The 16,711-nt window shown below is 36.8% G+C and carries 16 protein-coding genes, 2 tRNA genes and 1 other RNA gene; 13 read left to right on the plus strand and 6 right to left on the minus strand.

Translation table 11 applies throughout. From position 1 onward, the window contains the following. Nucleotides 1-125: 125 nt before the first annotated feature. The 4 genes from AC6UDC_RS05475 (at nt 126) to AC6UDC_RS05490 (ending at nt 2,191) form a co-directional block, all read left to right on the plus strand. On the plus strand, nt 126-611 hold the full coding sequence (locus AC6UDC_RS05475) for a C40 family peptidase (RefSeq protein WP_500721679.1): 486 nt from the start codon (nt 126-128) through the stop codon (nt 609-611). A gap of 95 nt (nt 612-706) precedes the next feature. After that, nucleotides 707-1,291, plus strand: a complete 585-nt coding sequence (locus tag AC6UDC_RS05480) for a YdeI/OmpD-associated family protein (RefSeq protein WP_500694330.1) — start codon at nt 707-709, stop codon at nt 1,289-1,291. A 113-nt stretch (nt 1,292-1,404) separates the two neighbouring features. Next, the gene (locus AC6UDC_RS05485; protein WP_500706780.1) at nt 1,405-1,566 is read left to right on the plus strand and encodes a hypothetical protein; all 162 of its coding nucleotides are present in this window, start codon (nt 1,405-1,407) and stop codon (nt 1,564-1,566) included. A gap of 4 nt (nt 1,567-1,570) precedes the next feature. Next, complete coding sequence (locus tag AC6UDC_RS05490) at nt 1,571-2,191, plus strand: hypothetical protein (RefSeq protein WP_500721680.1); 621 nt, start codon at nt 1,571-1,573, stop codon at nt 2,189-2,191. Nucleotides 2,192-2,658: 467 nt separating this feature from the next. Here the strand turns inward: AC6UDC_RS05490 and ssrA are convergent. After that, nucleotides 2,659-3,025: a transfer-messenger RNA gene (ssrA, locus tag AC6UDC_RS05495) on the minus strand. 49 nt (nt 3,026-3,074) lie between these two features. Continuing rightward, a complete protein-coding gene (locus tag AC6UDC_RS05500) occupies nt 3,075-3,848 on the minus strand; it encodes a Cof-type HAD-IIB family hydrolase (protein WP_500721682.1) in 774 nt (257 codons plus the stop codon). Between the two features lie 117 nt (nt 3,849-3,965). Between AC6UDC_RS05500 and AC6UDC_RS05505 the strand changes: the two genes are divergently transcribed. Both AC6UDC_RS05505 and AC6UDC_RS05510 read left to right on the plus strand, forming a co-directional pair. After that, a complete protein-coding gene (locus tag AC6UDC_RS05505; protein ID WP_500721683.1) occupies nt 3,966-5,135 on the plus strand; it encodes a class I SAM-dependent methyltransferase in 1,170 nt (389 codons plus the stop codon). A 97-nt stretch (nt 5,136-5,232) separates the two neighbouring features. Further along, nucleotides 5,233-6,597 (plus strand): glucose-6-phosphate isomerase, encoded by a 1,365-nt coding sequence (locus AC6UDC_RS05510; RefSeq protein ID WP_500694335.1) that lies wholly within the window; start codon nt 5,233-5,235, stop codon nt 6,595-6,597. 72 nt (nt 6,598-6,669) lie between these two features. On the opposite strand, the gene AC6UDC_RS05515 is transcribed toward AC6UDC_RS05510, so the two are convergent. Further along, nucleotides 6,670-6,984, minus strand: coding sequence for a hypothetical protein (locus AC6UDC_RS05515; protein ID WP_500694336.1), 315 nt, complete (start codon nt 6,982-6,984; stop codon nt 6,670-6,672). Nucleotides 6,985-7,099: 115 nt separating this feature from the next. Then, entirely contained in the window at nt 7,100-9,220 is a 2,121-nt protein-coding gene (locus AC6UDC_RS05520) for an NlpC/P60 family protein (RefSeq protein ID WP_500721685.1), read from the minus strand. Nucleotides 9,221-9,879: 659 nt separating this feature from the next. On the opposite strand from AC6UDC_RS05520, the gene AC6UDC_RS05525 reads away from it, so the two are divergent. The 3 genes from AC6UDC_RS05525 to AC6UDC_RS05535 all read left to right on the plus strand — a co-directional run bounded on the left by AC6UDC_RS05525 (nt 9,880) and on the right by AC6UDC_RS05535 (nt 11,250). Further along, nucleotides 9,880-10,059 carry a TipAS antibiotic-recognition domain-containing protein gene (locus AC6UDC_RS05525; RefSeq protein ID WP_500721760.1) on the plus strand — a complete coding sequence of 60 codons (180 nt, stop codon included), beginning with the start codon at nt 9,880-9,882 and terminating at the stop codon, nt 10,057-10,059. 96 nt (nt 10,060-10,155) lie between these two features. Continuing rightward, on the plus strand, nt 10,156-10,650 hold the full coding sequence (locus AC6UDC_RS05530; RefSeq protein ID WP_500721688.1) for a DnaJ domain-containing protein: 495 nt from the start codon (nt 10,156-10,158) through the stop codon (nt 10,648-10,650). Between the two features lie 132 nt (nt 10,651-10,782). After that, entirely contained in the window at nt 10,783-11,250 is a 468-nt protein-coding gene (locus tag AC6UDC_RS05535; RefSeq protein WP_500721689.1) for a DUF2798 domain-containing protein, read from the plus strand. A 63-nt stretch (nt 11,251-11,313) separates the two neighbouring features. On the opposite strand, the gene AC6UDC_RS05540 is transcribed toward AC6UDC_RS05535, so the two are convergent. Continuing rightward, a tRNA-Gln gene (locus tag AC6UDC_RS05540) sits at nt 11,314-11,386 on the minus strand. Between the two features lie 117 nt (nt 11,387-11,503). On the opposite strand from AC6UDC_RS05540, the gene AC6UDC_RS05545 reads away from it, so the two are divergent. The 3 genes from AC6UDC_RS05545 (at nt 11,504) to AC6UDC_RS05555 (ending at nt 13,772) form a co-directional block, all read left to right on the plus strand. Next, nucleotides 11,504-11,577 (plus strand) — tRNA-Glu (locus AC6UDC_RS05545). A gap of 93 nt (nt 11,578-11,670) precedes the next feature. Continuing rightward, the gene (locus AC6UDC_RS05550) at nt 11,671-12,693 is read left to right on the plus strand and encodes a linear amide C-N hydrolase (RefSeq protein WP_500721692.1); all 1,023 of its coding nucleotides are present in this window, start codon (nt 11,671-11,673) and stop codon (nt 12,691-12,693) included. A 74-nt stretch (nt 12,694-12,767) separates the two neighbouring features. Beyond that, nucleotides 12,768-13,772 (plus strand): serine hydrolase domain-containing protein, encoded by a 1,005-nt coding sequence (locus AC6UDC_RS05555; protein WP_500711245.1) that lies wholly within the window; start codon nt 12,768-12,770, stop codon nt 13,770-13,772. Between the two features lie 43 nt (nt 13,773-13,815). Here the strand turns inward: AC6UDC_RS05555 and AC6UDC_RS05560 are convergent, their stop codons facing one another. Then, nucleotides 13,816-16,206, minus strand: coding sequence for a Xaa-Pro dipeptidyl-peptidase (locus AC6UDC_RS05560; protein WP_500721694.1), 2,391 nt, complete (start codon nt 16,204-16,206; stop codon nt 13,816-13,818). A 123-nt stretch (nt 16,207-16,329) separates the two neighbouring features. Here AC6UDC_RS05560 and AC6UDC_RS05565 point away from each other — a divergent pair, with 123 nt between their 5' ends. Beyond that, nucleotides 16,330-16,686: a DUF1516 family protein gene (locus AC6UDC_RS05565; protein ID WP_500707355.1), complete on the plus strand. Its 357-nt coding sequence runs from the start codon at nt 16,330-16,332 to the stop codon at nt 16,684-16,686. Nucleotides 16,687-16,711: the final 25 nt, after the last annotated feature.

Consider the following 16,711-nt stretch of genomic DNA (forward strand, 5'->3'; position numbering starts at 1 on the left):
AAAACTACTGAAATTAATGGATTTGCAATCGTGATGTAATCATTTGGTATTAATCCTAATCTATCATAGAAAGTGTATGATGATTGTAAAATAATGCACAATAAATTAATAAAGGAGCTGGTAAGATGTTCAAAGGATTAATCAGAGGTGTAACAGTAGCGATTGCGTCGTTAGGTTTATTTGGTGTTGTAAACATCGCCACTAACGAAAATCGAGTATCCGCAAATAAAGTCCATTTTTCAAACGTTAAGCGGGTTGCTACTAGTGAGCTTGGTAAATCATATTCGTACGGTGCAGTCGGACCTAACAGTTTTGATTGCTCTGGCTTTACTCAGTATGTCATGGAAAATGGTGCTAATCGTAATATTGTAAGAACCGTACAGGCTCAATACGATGCTTATAAGCATGTTAGAAAGAGTAAAATCAAAAAAGGTGACTTAGTCTTCTTTGGTTCAAGTAAAAGTGACATTTACCACGTTGGGATTGCTTTAAACAAACATCAAATGATTGATGCGCAAAATCGTGGAGTGGTGATTGAGCCAATCCACGCCCCGTGGTGGCATTTAGTGGGGGTTTCGCGTCCAGTTTCATTTACTAAGAAAACAGTTTAAAGTCCCGTTAGGTTTTAATGAGCCTGACGGCTTTTTTGACTTCTCCAACTTTGCTGATTACTATGTAGGCAAATGTTGAAGGGAGTGCATTTCAAGTGCTAAGAAAAGACGAGCCATTTTTACCAATTACATCAAGAAAGGAACTTCGTGACTGGTTTGCTGAAAATTGCAAGAGAGAAGATTGTCTGTGGGTTCCAGTCAGCATGAGTAAAACCAGTGAAGAAAAGATGTTTTATTTGGATATCGTCGAAGAGGCACTGTGTTTTGGCTGGGTCGATGGTTTGCATAAAAGTTCGGATGAAACGGGACTAGCACAACGATTGACTCCTCGAAAGGAAAACAGTAACTGGACCGAGCTCAACAAGGAGCGGGCTCGAAGACTAATTAAACTAGGTTTAATGACTGAAGAAGGCAAACGAGTGTTACCAGATTTGTCTCCTAAATCGTTTAAGATTATTCAGCCCGTTAAACGTGCCTTAAAACGTGATCCGAAAGTATGGGATAACTTTAACCATTTTCCCGATTTGTACCAACGAGTTCGCGTTGATGGTGTTCAGTCCCGCTTGAAATTTAGTAAACCCCAATCATATAAACATCGGTTACGTAAGCTAGTAAAGAAGACGAGAGTCAATGAGATGTATGGTGGTTGGTGTGATGATGGAAGATTGTTGCATTATTAAGTTTGTATCTGGTTCAATTTTTCTAAACATTATTTAGATTTAACTTTCTTTAACTGTTTTGCTATACTAAATGTAAGGATTTTGTATACAATATAATTAACAGGAGGGATATTATGGCAAGTACGAGCTTCTTTAAAAACTTTTATGTATCAAAAAAAGATAGTAAAAATGTCTATAAAGAATTAGAAAAGAATTCGCCAAAAATTAATAATTTTAAAAGTAAGCTAGCTACTAAAGAACAAATTGATTCTCTTAGAGCACTTGCCAAAAAATGAGTGAATGAATAAAAAGAATTATATTTTTGTTCCTTTACATGGATTATTTTCCTTCAATGAAAATGACGAATTAAGTAATGAATATTTTTTACAGAAAATTTTAAATGATTTTATTTGTTCTAAAGAACCTGAGTTAGAAGATTTTTGTAAGAATGATGCAATTAGATATGATTTAGAAGATATTAGTAAAACATATTTATTTGTTGATAAGGATAAATTTGATAATGATGGTAAAATAGTAGTCATGGCTGTTGTTGCTTTAGGATTTACAAGTTTGTTAATACCAAGTGATAAAATAAGTAATAAAAATAAGAAAAGATTAGTAAGTTGGATACCCGGTGGAAGTAAACGAAAATCAGTCCCATGTTACCTAATAGGTCAACTTGGCAGATCAATTCTTTATACAAGCAGTAATTTAAGCGGTCATACGATTCTTGATGAGTGCTTAACAATTTTCAAAAAGACTAAATCATTTATCGGTGGAAGATTAGTTTTACTTGAATGTCACGAAAAAATGTATAAGTTATTTTATGAAAAACAGGGCTTTAAAAGAATAAATAAAGAAAAATTTTATAATGAAAATACAAATTATAATGATTTAATTTCTTTATTTATGAGAATATAAGTTTGCCTTATAAATAAGAGCCAACTCTATCGTGAATTGGCTCTTTTGTTTTTCGTATAACAGAGTTCATTATGCATTAACGTAAGTAAAGCAGGTGAGAAATTGAGTAATAAAATAATGGGATGGGTAACATTTATAATTGCAATCTTGGCATTAATTATTTCTGTTATTGATATGATTAGAATATTTTAAAAGTAAGAGTATAGTGGAGAGTAGTTGTTAGAAATTTCATAAAGAATGAAGCAACGTCTGACGATTTAAACGAATTAGCAGAATTAATTAAACTAAGAATAAATGATCTGTAAAATAATTTAAACTTAAATACAGTAGAAAAGATGATTTAAGATAATAATAAAAGCGACTATCAATTATTGATAGTCGCTTTTGTGTTTTGTACACATATTATTAGTTTTACATCATGCTCATCTGTTTAAAACATGGAAAAAACAACAATATAAAACTATTTAAAATGGAGGCGGCGGGATTTGAACCCGCGTCCGAGCATATTGCCTCCTGAACGTCTACATTCGTAGGCTAATCATTTGAAGTTCACTGTACAATCCGCAATTAGTCAATGCTAACATGCACAGCTAATCTGATTAATCTCTTCATACTACTTCAGATGGGAGCAGTAAGCGTATCCTATTAAAGGTAGGACCTAGGACTGATCCATAGGAAAAATCAGCTAGATCTACGTCAAGCGCTTATTAGGCAGCTACAGCGTAAGAATTGTTATTATTTTTTGCAGTTATAATTAAACTGAGCGATTTGACGCATCGTCGTACGGAATGCAATTCAGGCTCAAACTATACCCGTCGAATCCATAACGCCCCCAACAGACACAATACTACTATACCATGATATCTGCCTAATTTACAGTAATTTAGATCAGGTTAAAATGTTTCAGTCCGTTAACAATTCCGTGATTAGTATTTTTGGTGGTAATGAATTCACCATGTGGTTTGACATTTGGAAGTCCATTACCCATTACGACCGGATGATCAACGTAGTCTAACATTGGGATGTCGTTATTACCGTCTCCAAACGCGTATGTTGGGATTCCAGTTAGTCCAGCAGTGTTTATTAATTGCTTGATTCCAGTAGCCTTAGAAACGTCATGAACGACCACATCAATTGAATAGGGCGAGTTACGGTAAAAGGTTAGGACATCTCCAAAGTTTTCTACGTAGTCAATATCCAGATCAGTGTTGGTAACCACCATCATGTTAATAGGATTTTCGTGCCAATACTTTTTTGTGACAATGGTTGGAAGTGGAGCATGGACGTGTTCAAAGGCTTTAACTGCCAATTCATCGTGATTGGTAATGGCACCACGTTTTTGGTTCAGTAAAACTAATGTATTATCGTGTTTTTTAACAAAGCTATACAAACGATCAATGATTTTGGGGTTGATTGTATTAGAAAAGACTTCTTGGTTTCTTAACATTCCAAAATCACCGTTTGCGGCTACCACGGAATCAATCTTGGTTTTCTCTAACGTATCTCTGATTTCAAAGAGATTCCTTCCGGTTGAGATTACCGGAAGGCCACCGTGTTTTCTGATTTCATCCATTGCGTTTGCAACTTCATCGTTCACCTTTGAATGTTCATCAAACAAGGTCCTATCTAAGTCAAAAAATACTAAATATTTATACATAATCGAATCTCCTTTGCTTATTATTTTAACATATGACCTACTTTGCAATCCTACTAATTAATCGTGATTACATGTACAATGAGATAGGAAGCGATTTTTAGAGGAGAATAAAATAATATGAAAAAAGTTGAAATAACCGGTAAAGCCGTCAAAAAGTTTGAGGGCGGTTATCCACAAATTAGTGAAAAAGATTTAGTTAACGAAGCGGATTTTAGCAACGGCGAGGTCGTGGCTTTAACTAAGGAAGATCATTTCGTTGCAAGTGCTTACTTTGGCAAACAAGCTGGGGGGATCGGTTGGATTTTGGATCGCAGGGAAAATCAATCTATTGACGATCGTTTCTTTGGTCATTTATTTAGTCAGGCTTTCAGTAAACGCATTTTACTTCAAGATGAAGGCATTGATATTCATCGCCTGTTTAACGGACAGGGAGACGGTTTGGCCGGAATTACGATTGACAGCTACGATGGTCAAGACGTGATTACCTGGGAAAATACTGGAATTTACCAATTGCGAAATCAGTTGATTCCAATCATTGTTAATCAATTGGGGAGTTACCAGAATTTATACGAGTATCAGCAGTTTGAACATGGTTCTGAAATCAAGTCAGTTGAAAACGCTAGTCCCGATCCTGTAGGCTCGGCCAATGTCTTGGAGGGTGAAGTAACGTATCCAATTAGTTTACAGAACGCCAAAACGACAGGATTAGACATTATTTATCGCGATGTAAGACAGGACGTTTTTGATCAATCACAAGATAAAGTTGGTCTAAATTTATTTTATGAGGGAACCGGAGTTGCTAGTGCCATGATTGGTGGTGGTAGCGTTAAGACCGTTAACGTTGACGATAGTAATCTTGCTAAATCTCAATTGATTAATGAAATTGATGCTAATGGATACGTGATTGGTGCCCAAGAGGTCAGAAAAATGAGTGTCTTTGGGTACTTAGATTATGCGCAAAAACATGATTTGAAGTTTGACATAATTACCGTTAACGTGCCTGTCTTTGTTAGAGATAAAAAGAATCGGTTTGAGATTAAGCGTGATTTACAAGCTCTCGTTAGTGCGGTAAGTCAAGTTGCTAGTAAGGATGCGTCCGTCTTCTTTACCACAGATACCAATAAAATGAATTCGAAAAAGTTTCGGTCTGAAATCTCGGATGCATTTGCCGCAAACGGTGTTAACGTTAATTTTGGCAAGACTTACTCTAATCCAAATGATTTTCCGATTGACCCTGATTATGAACGTGAGGGATCGTTTAAAGGAATCAATGTGCGGATTAAATAAGAACTAATATAATAAAATTAACAGAGCAAAAACATCATTATGTAATTAATTTTTGTTGTATAATGTAAGCGATATTATAGAAAGTGGGGATAGTGTAATGGCTTATTTGAAATTTGATGATTCTAAGTTAAGCAAGTTTGTACATCCAGATGAGTTGCCTGAGATTCAAGCGATGGTGACTGCAGCGGATAAAGAGTTAAGGGATGGCACTGGTGCTGGAAATGATTTCCGGGATTGGTTAGATCTTCCAGAAAATTATGACAAAGATGAGTTCGCAAGAATTCAAAAAGCGGCTGACAAAATCAAGTCTGATTCAAAGGTTTTAGTTGTGATTGGAATTGGTGGTTCATACTTAGGTGCTAAGATGGCCGTTGATTTTCTGAATGGTACTTTTTACAACTCTGAACCTGATGACAAGCGTCGTGGTGTCAAGGTTGTCTTTGCGGGTAATTCACTCAGTGCTCCATATATTCATGATTTATTGAACTACATCGGTGACGATGACTTTTCAATTAACATCATTTCTAAGTCTGGAACAACCACTGAACCAGCAATTGCTTTCCGAATTTTCAAGGAAAAGTTAGTTAAAAAGTATGGTGAAGATGAAGCTAACAAACGAATCTATGCTACTACTGATGCTCATCGGGGTGCTTTGAAACAAGAAGCCGACGCTAACGGCTACGAAACCTTTGTAATTCCAGATGGTGTTGGTGGACGTTACTCAGTTCTTACCCCAGTTGGTTTATTACCAATTGCTGCTACCGGTGCTGATATTAGTCAATTAATGAAGGGTGCACTTGATTCTTCTAAGGAATACACCAATCCAGATGTTAATAAAAACGATGCCTATCGTTACGCTGCGTTGAGAAATATCCTTTACAGAAAGGGTTACACCACTGAATTACTCGAAAACTACGAACCAAACATGAGAATGTTCTCAGAATGGTGGAAGCAGTTAATGGGTGAGTCAGAAGGAAAAGACCAAAAGGGAATTTATCCATCATCAGCTAACTTTACAACTGATCTTCATTCATTAGGTCAATACATTCAAGAGGGGTTACGTGATCTGATTGAAACGGTTGTTAAATTAGATAAGCCTGATGACGATATTGCGATTCCAAAGGAAGAGTCAAACCTTGATGGTCTTAAATACCTTCAAGATGACACAGTTAACGAAGTTAATACCAAAGCCTATGAAGGGGTTGTTTTAGCTCATACCGATGGTGGGGTTCCAGTTATGACCGTTCATATTCCTGATCAATCAGAATATTCACTAGGTTACTTGATTTACTTCTTTGAAGTTGCGGTTGCTATTTCTGGTTACTTAAATGGTATTAATCCATTCAATCAACCAGGCGTTGAAGCATACAAGAATAATATGTACGCACTATTAGGTAAACCTGGTTACGAAGAATTAACCAAGAAACTGGATGCAGAATTAAAAAAGGAAAACAATAACTAAATAGACAAAAAGAACGGATTCAGTTGAATCCGTTCTTTTTGTATGGTCAATGATTTGATTGTAATAAGAGGGTTATTCCCATTTTCCTTCAAGAGTACGTAGCTTCTTAATTAAGCGTTGTTGTGCTCTTTCAAGATCATTCATTTGATCATCAACGTGACGGTTTTTGTCCATTCCACGTTTATCATCTCGAGTCGGCTTAGCAACCTTAGTATCACGTAAGTTATTGGTCTGATTTTCGTTTTCAATCAACTCTTTCACAACGTCCATTCGTTCGTTGTAATTAGATAATAAATCAGCGTTGAATTTATCTGAGTTTTCTTTTTGGAACTTTTCTTGATCCTTGATTAATTTTTTAAGTTCTTTTTCTTTTGAGTGTGCGTCCATATTGTCATACCTCCAATATAAAAAGAATAGCACTAATGCTGTTTCAATAGCAATCTAATTTTATAAATAAAAATGGTCTTCCGATTAATCGGAAGACCATTTATTAGTTTAGATATTATTTGTCAGTATCTTTACGTCTGAAACCAAGTACTGCGGCAAGAGCAACCATGATAGAACCAATGGCACTCATAAGTAGTGTACTTGCTTGACCAGTTTGTGGCAAGATGTGACCATTCTTTTGGTCATTGTTTTTAACTGCAGAAGCTTGACCGTTATCCTTAGTAGCAATGTGTGAAGTTGTCTTATCATCATTGTTTACCTTAGCGGCAGTTTCTTTGTTTGAAGCATTCTTGTCAGAAACTTCTTTGTTTGAAACAACCTTAGCGGCAGTTTCTTTGTTTGAAGCATTCTTGTCAGAAACTTCTTTGTTTGAAACAACCTTAGCAGAAGTCTTCTTGTTAAGAGCTGCCTTTTGGTCAGTTGACTTCTTTGAAGCGTTCAAATCAATCGTGTTCTTCTTAGCAGTAGTGTCATTTGACAAGTTACTTACTTGTTCTTTAGGTGCTGCTGGAGTTTGTTGAACATTTTGTTGAACGTTAGGAGTCGTCTTTGAAGTTTGAACAGTCTCGTTAGTGTTGGCACTAGTATTTGATGATGCCTTTGTTGGTTGAACATTCAAGTTAACAGTCTTAGTGTTATTTTGTGATACAACACTAGTAGTTTGTTGTTTGCCATTTGAAGCAGTTGAAGTTGGTGTAACACTAGCTGATCTATTAACAGTGTTCAATTGAGTAGTAGGGACATTAGCTCTTAAGTTGTAAGTGTATGCTCTGTTATTAGCAGGTCTTGCAGCTGGAGTACTTACGTTTTGTTGAACGTAGTTAACTCTTGGAGTATATGAATTGTTGTTAGTGTTTTGACTTGGTGCGTAAGTACTTGCGCTTCCACCGTTAAATCCGTTAACACGTCCGAATAATACGGCACCAGGGAAATAACTAAGTGAATCGTTGTAAATAACACCACGGTTTTGAGCATCAAGCATTAAACCGTTACCTAAGTAGATTCCAACGTGGTAAAGATCGCCACCTTGAGAGAAGAATACTAAGTCACCCTTTTGAGCTTGACTACGTGAAATGTGTTGTGTAGCAGGGTATTGACTGTAAGTAGTTCTTGGAAGACTGTATCCAGCCTTGCCAAATACGTATTGAACGAATCCAGAGCAATCAAATCCAGCTGGTGTACTGCCACCCCAAACGTACGGAGTTCCAACATATTGTCTACCAATGTTAACTACTTGATCGGCATTAGTGTTTTGAGCTCTAAAGCTGACATTTTGAACTCTAAAGTTAGTTGCGGCTGCACGAGCGGCACTCAATTGAACGTTTGAGTAAGAATGAGCGGCTGGGGTAACATTGTTGGTTTGAGTGTTAGTCTTAACAGTTTCAGTCTTAGCTGATTGTGCGGGAGTAGTAGTTTTAGCATCAGCTTGTTTTGCATCATCGTTTGAAACTGGTGCTTGCTTAGCAGGTGTTTGTTGAGTAGTTTTAGATTTAGTAGCTGGGGTTACATTATTTTCAGCTTTTTCAGTATTTACTGATTGTGCTTGTGTAGTAGCTTCGGCTTTAACTGAATCGTTGTTAGTAGTCTTTTGGTCAGCGTTGTTGTTTTGCTTGTTATCTGCTTTAGCAGAAACAGCGTTGTCTAAATTATTAACGTTAACGTCAGTTTTAGCTGATTGTGCAGGAGTAACAGCTTCTGCAACCTTGTTTTCAATCTTGTTTGGTGTAACAGTTGATGTTTGGTTATCGTTTTTAACGGCATCATTGTTAGCATCATTTTGATTGTTTTGGTTGTTTTCAGCTACTTGATTATTATCAGTAGTTGCTGATTGATCGTTAGTAGTTGTAGCTTTTGTTGCATCATTAGTAGTGTTGTTTACATCATTGTTTGAAGCAACATTAGTTTGAGTAGTGGCATCTTTAGTAGCATTAGCATCATTTGTTTGATTATCAACGTTAGTGTTAACTTTGGCTGCGCTCTTAGATGAGTCATTTTTAATAGTGCCGTTATCTTTCTTGGCACTTTGAGTAGCTTGTGCGTTATTTCCTAAGGCGTCAGCGTTAACAACGCTGCTGGTAGTTAGAAGGCCACCGGCAACCATCGTAGTTGCAAGGGCAGCAAACATCCATCTCTTACCAGCTTTGTACATTTTATAGTGTAATTTATCATTATTCATATATTTAATTTCCTCCTTTGGAATATATAAACAATAACATCAAAACTATGTGAAAAAAAGAGTTAAACTCAAGCGTAACTATAATGATATAGTGCGAAACATTCAGGAAATGGTTTGTTAAACTAGTAATGTTTCAGTAACATTGGTGTAATATAACTGTGCTACTTACAAAATATGACTAAACGGCTTGACCACGACGTTACGTAACGGTTAACAATGATTTATAAAGAGGCATCATTCATGCTTAAAATAAAAGAATGAGCCGACATGGCGGGCATTACAGTTCGTGCCCTTCAATACTATGATTGAATATATTAATTGGTTCCTGAACGAGATTTAGAATCTAGTTATTGAAAATATAATTTTGCTGATGTTTTAAGACTACAGCCGGTTTTGTTTTACAAAAGTTTTGGTTTTGACTTAAAAGAAATTAAAAAAATTATGAACAATCCAGATTTTAGTTTTCACAATACAGTACTGATTCAAGAAAGATTTTGTCTGAACAGGAGGGGCACCTGACCCGGTTAATCAAAAGTATTTAAACTTATCTGCTGTTGATTTTCAAAATATACAAGAACCTGAGAATCAAATGGTTAATTTATTAAAACAATCATTAAAGGATAAAAATACTAATTATAACTAATTATAATGGAAGAAAAATTTACAAGTTACACAAAAAGTGGTTGCAATATACATGGCCAAATTATTCTATAGAAGCTCATCAAGGACTGTCTAAAATTTATTTAAATGATGGTCGGTTTCAAAAATATTACGATAATAAAGCGGGAACTGGTGCCACAGAAATTTTGGTTCAATCAATTCAAAAATATGCAAAGTAATGACCTTAACCCCTAAGACGTTTTATTAAGCACTGATTAACCGAATTGTTCAATGTTTGGTAGAATTAGTGTAAATACATTCAAGGGGGGACTATGATGGCATATGGAAACTTAGACTATTATTATGCAATATTAGGATTGCCCACAACAGCAGACAAACAAGAAGTTGACCGAGCTTATCGCAAATTGGCTAAGAAGTATCATCCTGATGTTAATCATTCTCCTGATGCTGCCTCCGAGTTCAAAGAAATTACCAGTGCGTATGAAATTATTAAAGAAAATAATTATAGTTCTGGATCATATGCAGGATCAAGTCAGTCTAGTTATGAATCACATTCTAATGAGTCTAACGCTAACAATGATTCTTATCAGCAAAACACTAATTATAATTATTCTAATTACCAGCAACAAAATCAAAATCATGAACCTCATCATTTCACTGAAGCTGACATTGGTAAGGTAATTTTCTGGATTGCAATCGCAATTTCGATTGCGACGGTAGTGATTGTCATTAAGGTCTTACCTCTTAGTATTACTTATACGGTTTTGATTGTGTGTGGAATTTTGTATTACTTCTATCAGAAAAAGTGATTAATTATAAAGATCGAGCATTGTAATGCCTGGTCTTTATTTTTATTAATTAAGTTTTTATTGTAATAAAAACTTACATGAAAAAATTCTTTGTGGTAGATTAATCATTGCTGAAAAATTAGGAGGTTAAGTATGCCAAAGGATTTTAAGGAAGAATTATTGTTTACTGGATTAATGGCAGGTATGATGGTGATCGTGATGGAAGCCTATAACATTGCACTCGGGAGTGGGGTTGATTCCACTTTTGTTAAAAGTGTGTTAGTGGGTTATCCATTTGCGTTAGTTATTGCGGCTGTTTGTGATTTACTTTTTGTGGGACCACTTGCAAAGGGGATCTTTTTCAAATTTATCTTTAATGAAAAGATGGAAGAGAAGCCACTTTTGATTTCTTTAGGAATTTCAATTTTGATGGTTTTAGGGATGGTAACTTGCATGTCAATTTTCGGAATTATAGTTGAAGGCGGATTTTCAAGTCTTAATCTGGCAACGTTTGGGATGACATGGATTAGAAACTTGATTTTGGCGCTACCATTACAACTTCTGATCGTTGGACCAATTGCTAGAATGGTTTTGGGTAAAGTGCAAGAAATAAGAAGCTAAAATTTAATTCATTAAAAAACACCATTTCAATAATTATTGAAATGGTGTTTTTGATATTTATAGTTGAGTATACTGGGCTCGAACCAGTAAATTGCGGATTCAGAGTCCGCTGCCTTACCAATTTGGCGAATACTCAATATTTGAACAACTAATATACTACAATTCTTTATGGACAGTTGTCAACAGAAAATTTTGCATTACTTTGTTGACAGACCGGTTTAAATTGGGTAAACTATGTAATTGTTCAGTTTATTGCCCGTTGGTCAAACTGGTTTAAGACGTCGCCCTCTCAAGGCGGAGCTATGAGTTCAAGTCTCATACGGGTAATTCAAATATGATAATGCCCTCAAACATAATTATGTTTGAGGGCATTTTTTATAAATAAAATTTTTTATAAATAAATATGAGGAGGATTTGGATATGTGTACTTCAATTATTATTAAATCTACGGATGGTCATCCGTTTTGGGGCCGTACGATGGACTTTATGGTTCCACTTTTTGATTCTCATAACGAAAAAGCGGCTGTCTCAACTAAAATCGTAAATATTCCCGCAAATCAGATAATTCAGTCAGAATTAAAAAACTGGCGTAGCAAGTATGCAGTTATGGGGATTGGCCCTGACGAAGGAAGTCTTCTGTTTGATGGTATCAATGAAAAGGGAATCACCGGAGATCTTCAGGTTCTTCTGGAAACCACTCATGGAAGTGAAACAGATTTAAAAGCTCGTAATCTAATACCAGTTTTTGGTGAGGAATTTGGGACATATGTTTTAACTCAGTGTGCGACGCTTGATGACATCAGAAAACTCGCTAAGACCACAGGATTAATTGATAAAGCTTATGTTTTTCATGGAAAAGCTGGTAAGCTTCATCTTCATTACACCTTTTCTGATGAAAACGGGAATTCCATTGTGCTTGAAGCGACGGACAATGGTGGATTTAAAATATACGATAGTATTGGAGTGATGACCAATAGTCCAAAATATTCATTTCATACTACTAACCTCAGAAATTACGTTTCGTTAAATGCTTATAACCAGAAGCCGACTAAGATTGGTGGAAAATTATCGGTTAATCCAATCGAAGGTGGTACTGGATATGGAATGTTTGGGCTTCCAGGAGATTATTCTTCACCATCGCGGTTTATTCGCGCAACTTTTATCTCTAAAAACATTGATGAATTTTCAGATGATGAAGGAATAAGTACTTTATACAATTGCTTTAAGCCATTCATCGTTCCAAAGGGTATCAGTCGAAATCCTGATTTGCCGCAACAATGTGATTCTACTCAGTATTGGGTTGGTTATGACGTTAAAAACAGGACCTTGTATTTACAAACACCAAGCTGTCCGACGATGACCCGTGCCACTCTTGATCCTAACCGCACTGAAATTGAGAAATTTAACGTTGATCAGACGTGGAAAGTTAATGAGCCTCGGTAAATTTAATCTGGAGGCAATTTGCTCTCTTAATTTTTAGAGAAATTGGTATAATTGAGGTTATTAGGAGAATAAAAATGAATTTTTCAAAGACAAAAGCTAAAATAAAAAAAATGATTGAAAAGCAGAGTATCCCAGGCGCGGCATTTTCGTTTATCACTGGGATGAACGTTGAAAGTGATGAAATGGGATTAAAGCAAGTGGAGCCAACGAAAGAAGCCGTGGGACCAAACGACGTTTACGATATTGCTTCTTTGACTAAAGTTGTCGGGACCCTGCCGGTTATCATGCGATTACTTCAAGATGGGCGAATTCACTTGGATGATTCTGTTTCCGACTATTTACCAGAATGGAAGTATCCAGAGGTTACAATTCGTCACTTGTTGACTCATACGTCCGGGATTGAAGGGTACATTCCCAATCGAAATCTGATGAACATCAATCAGCTTCGTGAGGCTCTTTTAGGTCTTCATGTGGGCGATAATTTTAACAAGCAAATGAAATACGAAGACGTGAACTATATTTTCTTAGGATGGATTGCTGGGTTGGTAATGGGAATTCCTATTCAACCACTGATTACGCAAATGGTCCTAAAACCACTTGGTTTAAATGACACGACTTTTCACCCAGAAGTGCAACGTTCTGTTCCCACTACATACAATGAAGAAACCCGTACTAATTTGCAGGGTGAAGTTCATGACCCGAAGGCGCAAATCTTGGGCGATGATTGTGGTTCAGCTGGGATGTTTAGTACTTTAAATGACTTGTCTCGTTTTGCCCAGTGGATGCTTCAGGTTAATAGTCGTAGTAGCATCTTTAATAATGAGACGTTTGATGAATTGTATACCGATCAGACGCCGATGGAAGATGGCACCCGGTCATTTGGATGGGCTTTAGCTGATTACGAAGGTCATCCGTACATTTGGCAGTCCGGTTACACAGGGGTGGTAATCGTACTCAATCGGGACCAAAAGAGTGGCTTTGTCTTTTTGTCTAATCGGGTTCACCCTCACTTAAGTGATCATTTCATGGAAGATCGAAATGACTTAATTAACACCTATCTTGATGAATTATTTAATTAGATTAAAAACACGTTTGCTTTAATTTAAGACAAACGTGTTTTTCTTATTTATAAGGAACTTTAAGATAACTGTTTTCCAAATCAATCGTGTACTCAATCTCTTGATTCCCGCGCTGAGTCATCTGAAAGTCAGTTCCGTATAGTACTAGTCCAAGTTTTCTGCCAGCTGGAAGGTGGTAGAAGGTTGGTTGTAAAGTTAAGTCAATATCATAAAATCGGTTTGGGACCAATTGATCGTTTTGATAAGCAGAATGGCGATTCTGAAGGTTCATATGTCCAAACGAAATCATTTTATTTGGTGTTGAATGCTTATTTAAAGTGAATTCCCGTAGATCATCCGTGTACCATTTGTGTCCTAGTAGAATTCCTTTGGGCTCAAGAATGGTAGGGGTAACATTCAATCTTTTAGCGTCCCCATAATCGACCAATTGGGCTGACAAGAGTCCGACGTTCTTAGACGTGGCGATGCGTAGATGAAGGGTACTAAATCCCGAAATGATTTGATCTTCACTAAAAGATATTGTCTTAAAGATTAAACGGTGTCCTTTTAATGAACTGTTTGAATCAAGTAAGTCTTTTTCCCACCGTGTTGGATGAGAACAGTATGCCTTAAATCGCGACAAATCCAACTGGTCTTGGTATTTAAGTTGGCCTTTGTTTGAAGTTTTGCTTAGTTTTTCATCATTTAAGTAGTATTTTTTACTATGATTATCAAGCCAGTTATTCTTTTTGTTCCACGTTTCCGGCTTGACGTTGTCTTGCACAATCATATTTGGGATTTGGTTCATTACGTTATTCTCAATCCCATATAACTCATGTGAAATCCACATGTTGACGATATCGTTGAAATCAAACGAACGAAAGGCGTTGATGTAAATGTGTTGACCTTGGTGAAGGATAATCTTTTGATTAATTGGAAGAGACCTGATTCCTTGCCATAGTTTAGCTGCGTTGACTGGTTTAACATTCCAGTCGTTTAAGCCCTGCACAAGCAAGACATCGGCTTTAATGTTTTTAACATTATTTCGATAGTTTCTTTCGTCCCAAAATTCGTTGTAATTTCCGGTAGTACGGTCCATCTGTTTTTGCATAATTGATAAGTAGCGATCAAAGAAGGGCCGGATCTGGAAATTATCACCAGGATTGAGACTTCTACTGAATGTCTCAGCCGCTAAAACGTCAGCGTCTTCTCCCTGAAATCCGCCGGGAGCCATTACAAGGCCATTTTCACGATAATAATCGTACCAAGAAGAGATGGCGGCTTCTGAAATAATGGTTTTAAGGCCGTTCACTCCAGTGGTTGCTGCAGCATTGGCAAGGGTTCCAAGGTAGGAACGCCCGGTCATTGCTACATTACCATTGGACCAGTCAGCTTTGATCTCGATATTGTCCGTTCGGTTGGTGAATGCTCGCCGTTTATGATTAAGCCATTCAATTACTGCAACTGTTGAATCTGTTTGTTCGGGGGAACCACACGTCTGAATTCCGTCAGAATCTTTGGTTCCAATACCAGCTGAATAAACCACTGCATATCCCCGCATTAAGAAGTAGTCATTTAAGGTATAACCCGGCTTTGCAATGTGTCCCTCAATGGCTTCATCGGAAAAACCCTTTGGTGTTCTAGTACTAAATTTTTGGGGTTGTTCTTCATACATAATGTCAGAATAAATGGTATCATCTGGTTCCTTTCGAATAATTGGTTTGTTTACATCATGAGTGATTTGGTCTCCAAGCGCATCGTTTGTCCCTTGGTCGTACGGACTAGCCGTATAAAGAGTTCCTAGCTTAAAGCTAGTTTGGGGACGGGTGATCTCAGCTTTAACTAGATCAGCCCTCCCGTCTTTATCAGAATCAGTGTCGGTTTCAACGTAGACTGTTTCATAAATGAGGTCTTCTGGTTCAAAAATAGCCTGCGCTTTGCCATTAAAGAAGAGGGGCTTATCTTTTGGAAATCCCTTAAAGAATCCCTGGTTTGCTAAGTGATCAAGGTAGGTTTGACCAGTCTTGTTATGGGTGGTTAGCAGAAGGTACCAAGCTTGAAGTAAGTCGTCTATGTCCCACTGACCAGGTTTATTAAAGTACTTCAAATGAATTTCTTTCATCGCTTTTAGTTGTTCATCAACCTGAAAGTCGACGTCTGCTTGAAATTCAAGCAATTGGAGGGCCACTAGATAGAAAACCCGTTGGTTGACTTCACCATTATTTTGCAAATAATCGCCAAGTCGTTTATCTGGAGTCGCTAGTTGATTATTCAATTGCTCCATTTGACCACTTTTATTGTTTACGTTAATAAGCGTTTTACTAAGTAATTTCAAAAATGCTTCTGAAACGGTTTTAGAATTTTCGATTTCGGTTGGATTAAAGCCAACTTGGGCTAACTCTTGCTTAGCGGTGTTAAGGTCAACTAGTACTTGTGCGAACTGATTATTTTTCATGTCATCCACCACTCCTTCTTTTCAGTAATTATGCCATAACCAGAGAAGGGTGTTAACGAATTATGACTAAAAGTCCTTATGGATTGTGTATAATGGAGTTAATCTAAATGGGGAAGTGTTATTATGCTAATTTGGATTCATTTATTAACGTGGTTGGTTCTTTTTATTGTGGTTTGTATCGCTCTTTTTTCGAACTGGCATTTTAAAGCCATGACGATGATTGCCAGACTCTGTTATGTGATTTTAATTATTTCGGGAATTTTTCTGATCCCATTTGCATGGGGACGTGATCCAATCTTGACGATTATCAAGGTTGTTTGCGCGTTACTATTGATTGGTCTGATTGAGATGGCGTTTGCCTTTAAATCACAACAGAAACTTTCAGGATGGTTTTTGTGGATGACCGTGATTGCAATTATAGTGGTGGCAATTCTTGGGTTGTTACTGGCTGGCGGTCGACCGTTTATTCATTTTATGTAAAAAAAGAAGCACTACCAATTTGATT

This window comes from Fructilactobacillus sp. X7R7C1 (assembly GCF_059901065.1).

Bases quoted from the DNA above. Each gene is read 5' to 3' on its own strand.
- AC6UDC_RS05475 (WP_500721679.1), top strand. From the start codon at position 126: ATGTTCAAAGGATTAATCAGAGGTGTAACAGTAGCGATTGCGTCGTTA.
- AC6UDC_RS05485 (WP_500706780.1), top strand. From the start codon at position 1,405: ATGGCAAGTACGAGCTTCTTTAAAAACTTTTATGTATCAAAAAAAGAT.
- AC6UDC_RS05490 (WP_500721680.1), top strand. From the start codon at position 1,571: ATGAATAAAAAGAATTATATTTTTGTTCCTTTACATGGATTATTTTCC.
- AC6UDC_RS05500 (WP_500721682.1), bottom strand. From the start codon at position 3,848: ATGTATAAATATTTAGTATTTTTTGACTTAGATAGGACCTTGTTTGAT.
- AC6UDC_RS05505 (WP_500721683.1), top strand. From the start codon at position 3,966: ATGAAAAAAGTTGAAATAACCGGTAAAGCCGTCAAAAAGTTTGAGGGC.
- AC6UDC_RS05510 (WP_500694335.1), top strand. From the start codon at position 5,233: ATGGCTTATTTGAAATTTGATGATTCTAAGTTAAGCAAGTTTGTACAT.
- AC6UDC_RS05515 (WP_500694336.1), bottom strand. From the start codon at position 6,984: ATGGACGCACACTCAAAAGAAAAAGAACTTAAAAAATTAATCAAGGAT.
- AC6UDC_RS05520 (WP_500721685.1), bottom strand. From the start codon at position 9,220: ATGAATAATGATAAATTACACTATAAAATGTACAAAGCTGGTAAGAGA.
- AC6UDC_RS05530 (WP_500721688.1), top strand. From the start codon at position 10,156: ATGGCATATGGAAACTTAGACTATTATTATGCAATATTAGGATTGCCC.
- AC6UDC_RS05535 (WP_500721689.1), top strand. From the start codon at position 10,783: ATGCCAAAGGATTTTAAGGAAGAATTATTGTTTACTGGATTAATGGCA.
- AC6UDC_RS05550 (WP_500721692.1), top strand. From the start codon at position 11,671: ATGTGTACTTCAATTATTATTAAATCTACGGATGGTCATCCGTTTTGG.
- AC6UDC_RS05555 (WP_500711245.1), top strand. From the start codon at position 12,768: ATGAATTTTTCAAAGACAAAAGCTAAAATAAAAAAAATGATTGAAAAG.
- AC6UDC_RS05560 (WP_500721694.1), bottom strand. From the start codon at position 16,206: ATGAAAAATAATCAGTTCGCACAAGTACTAGTTGACCTTAACACCGCT.
- AC6UDC_RS05565 (WP_500707355.1), top strand. From the start codon at position 16,330: ATGCTAATTTGGATTCATTTATTAACGTGGTTGGTTCTTTTTATTGTG.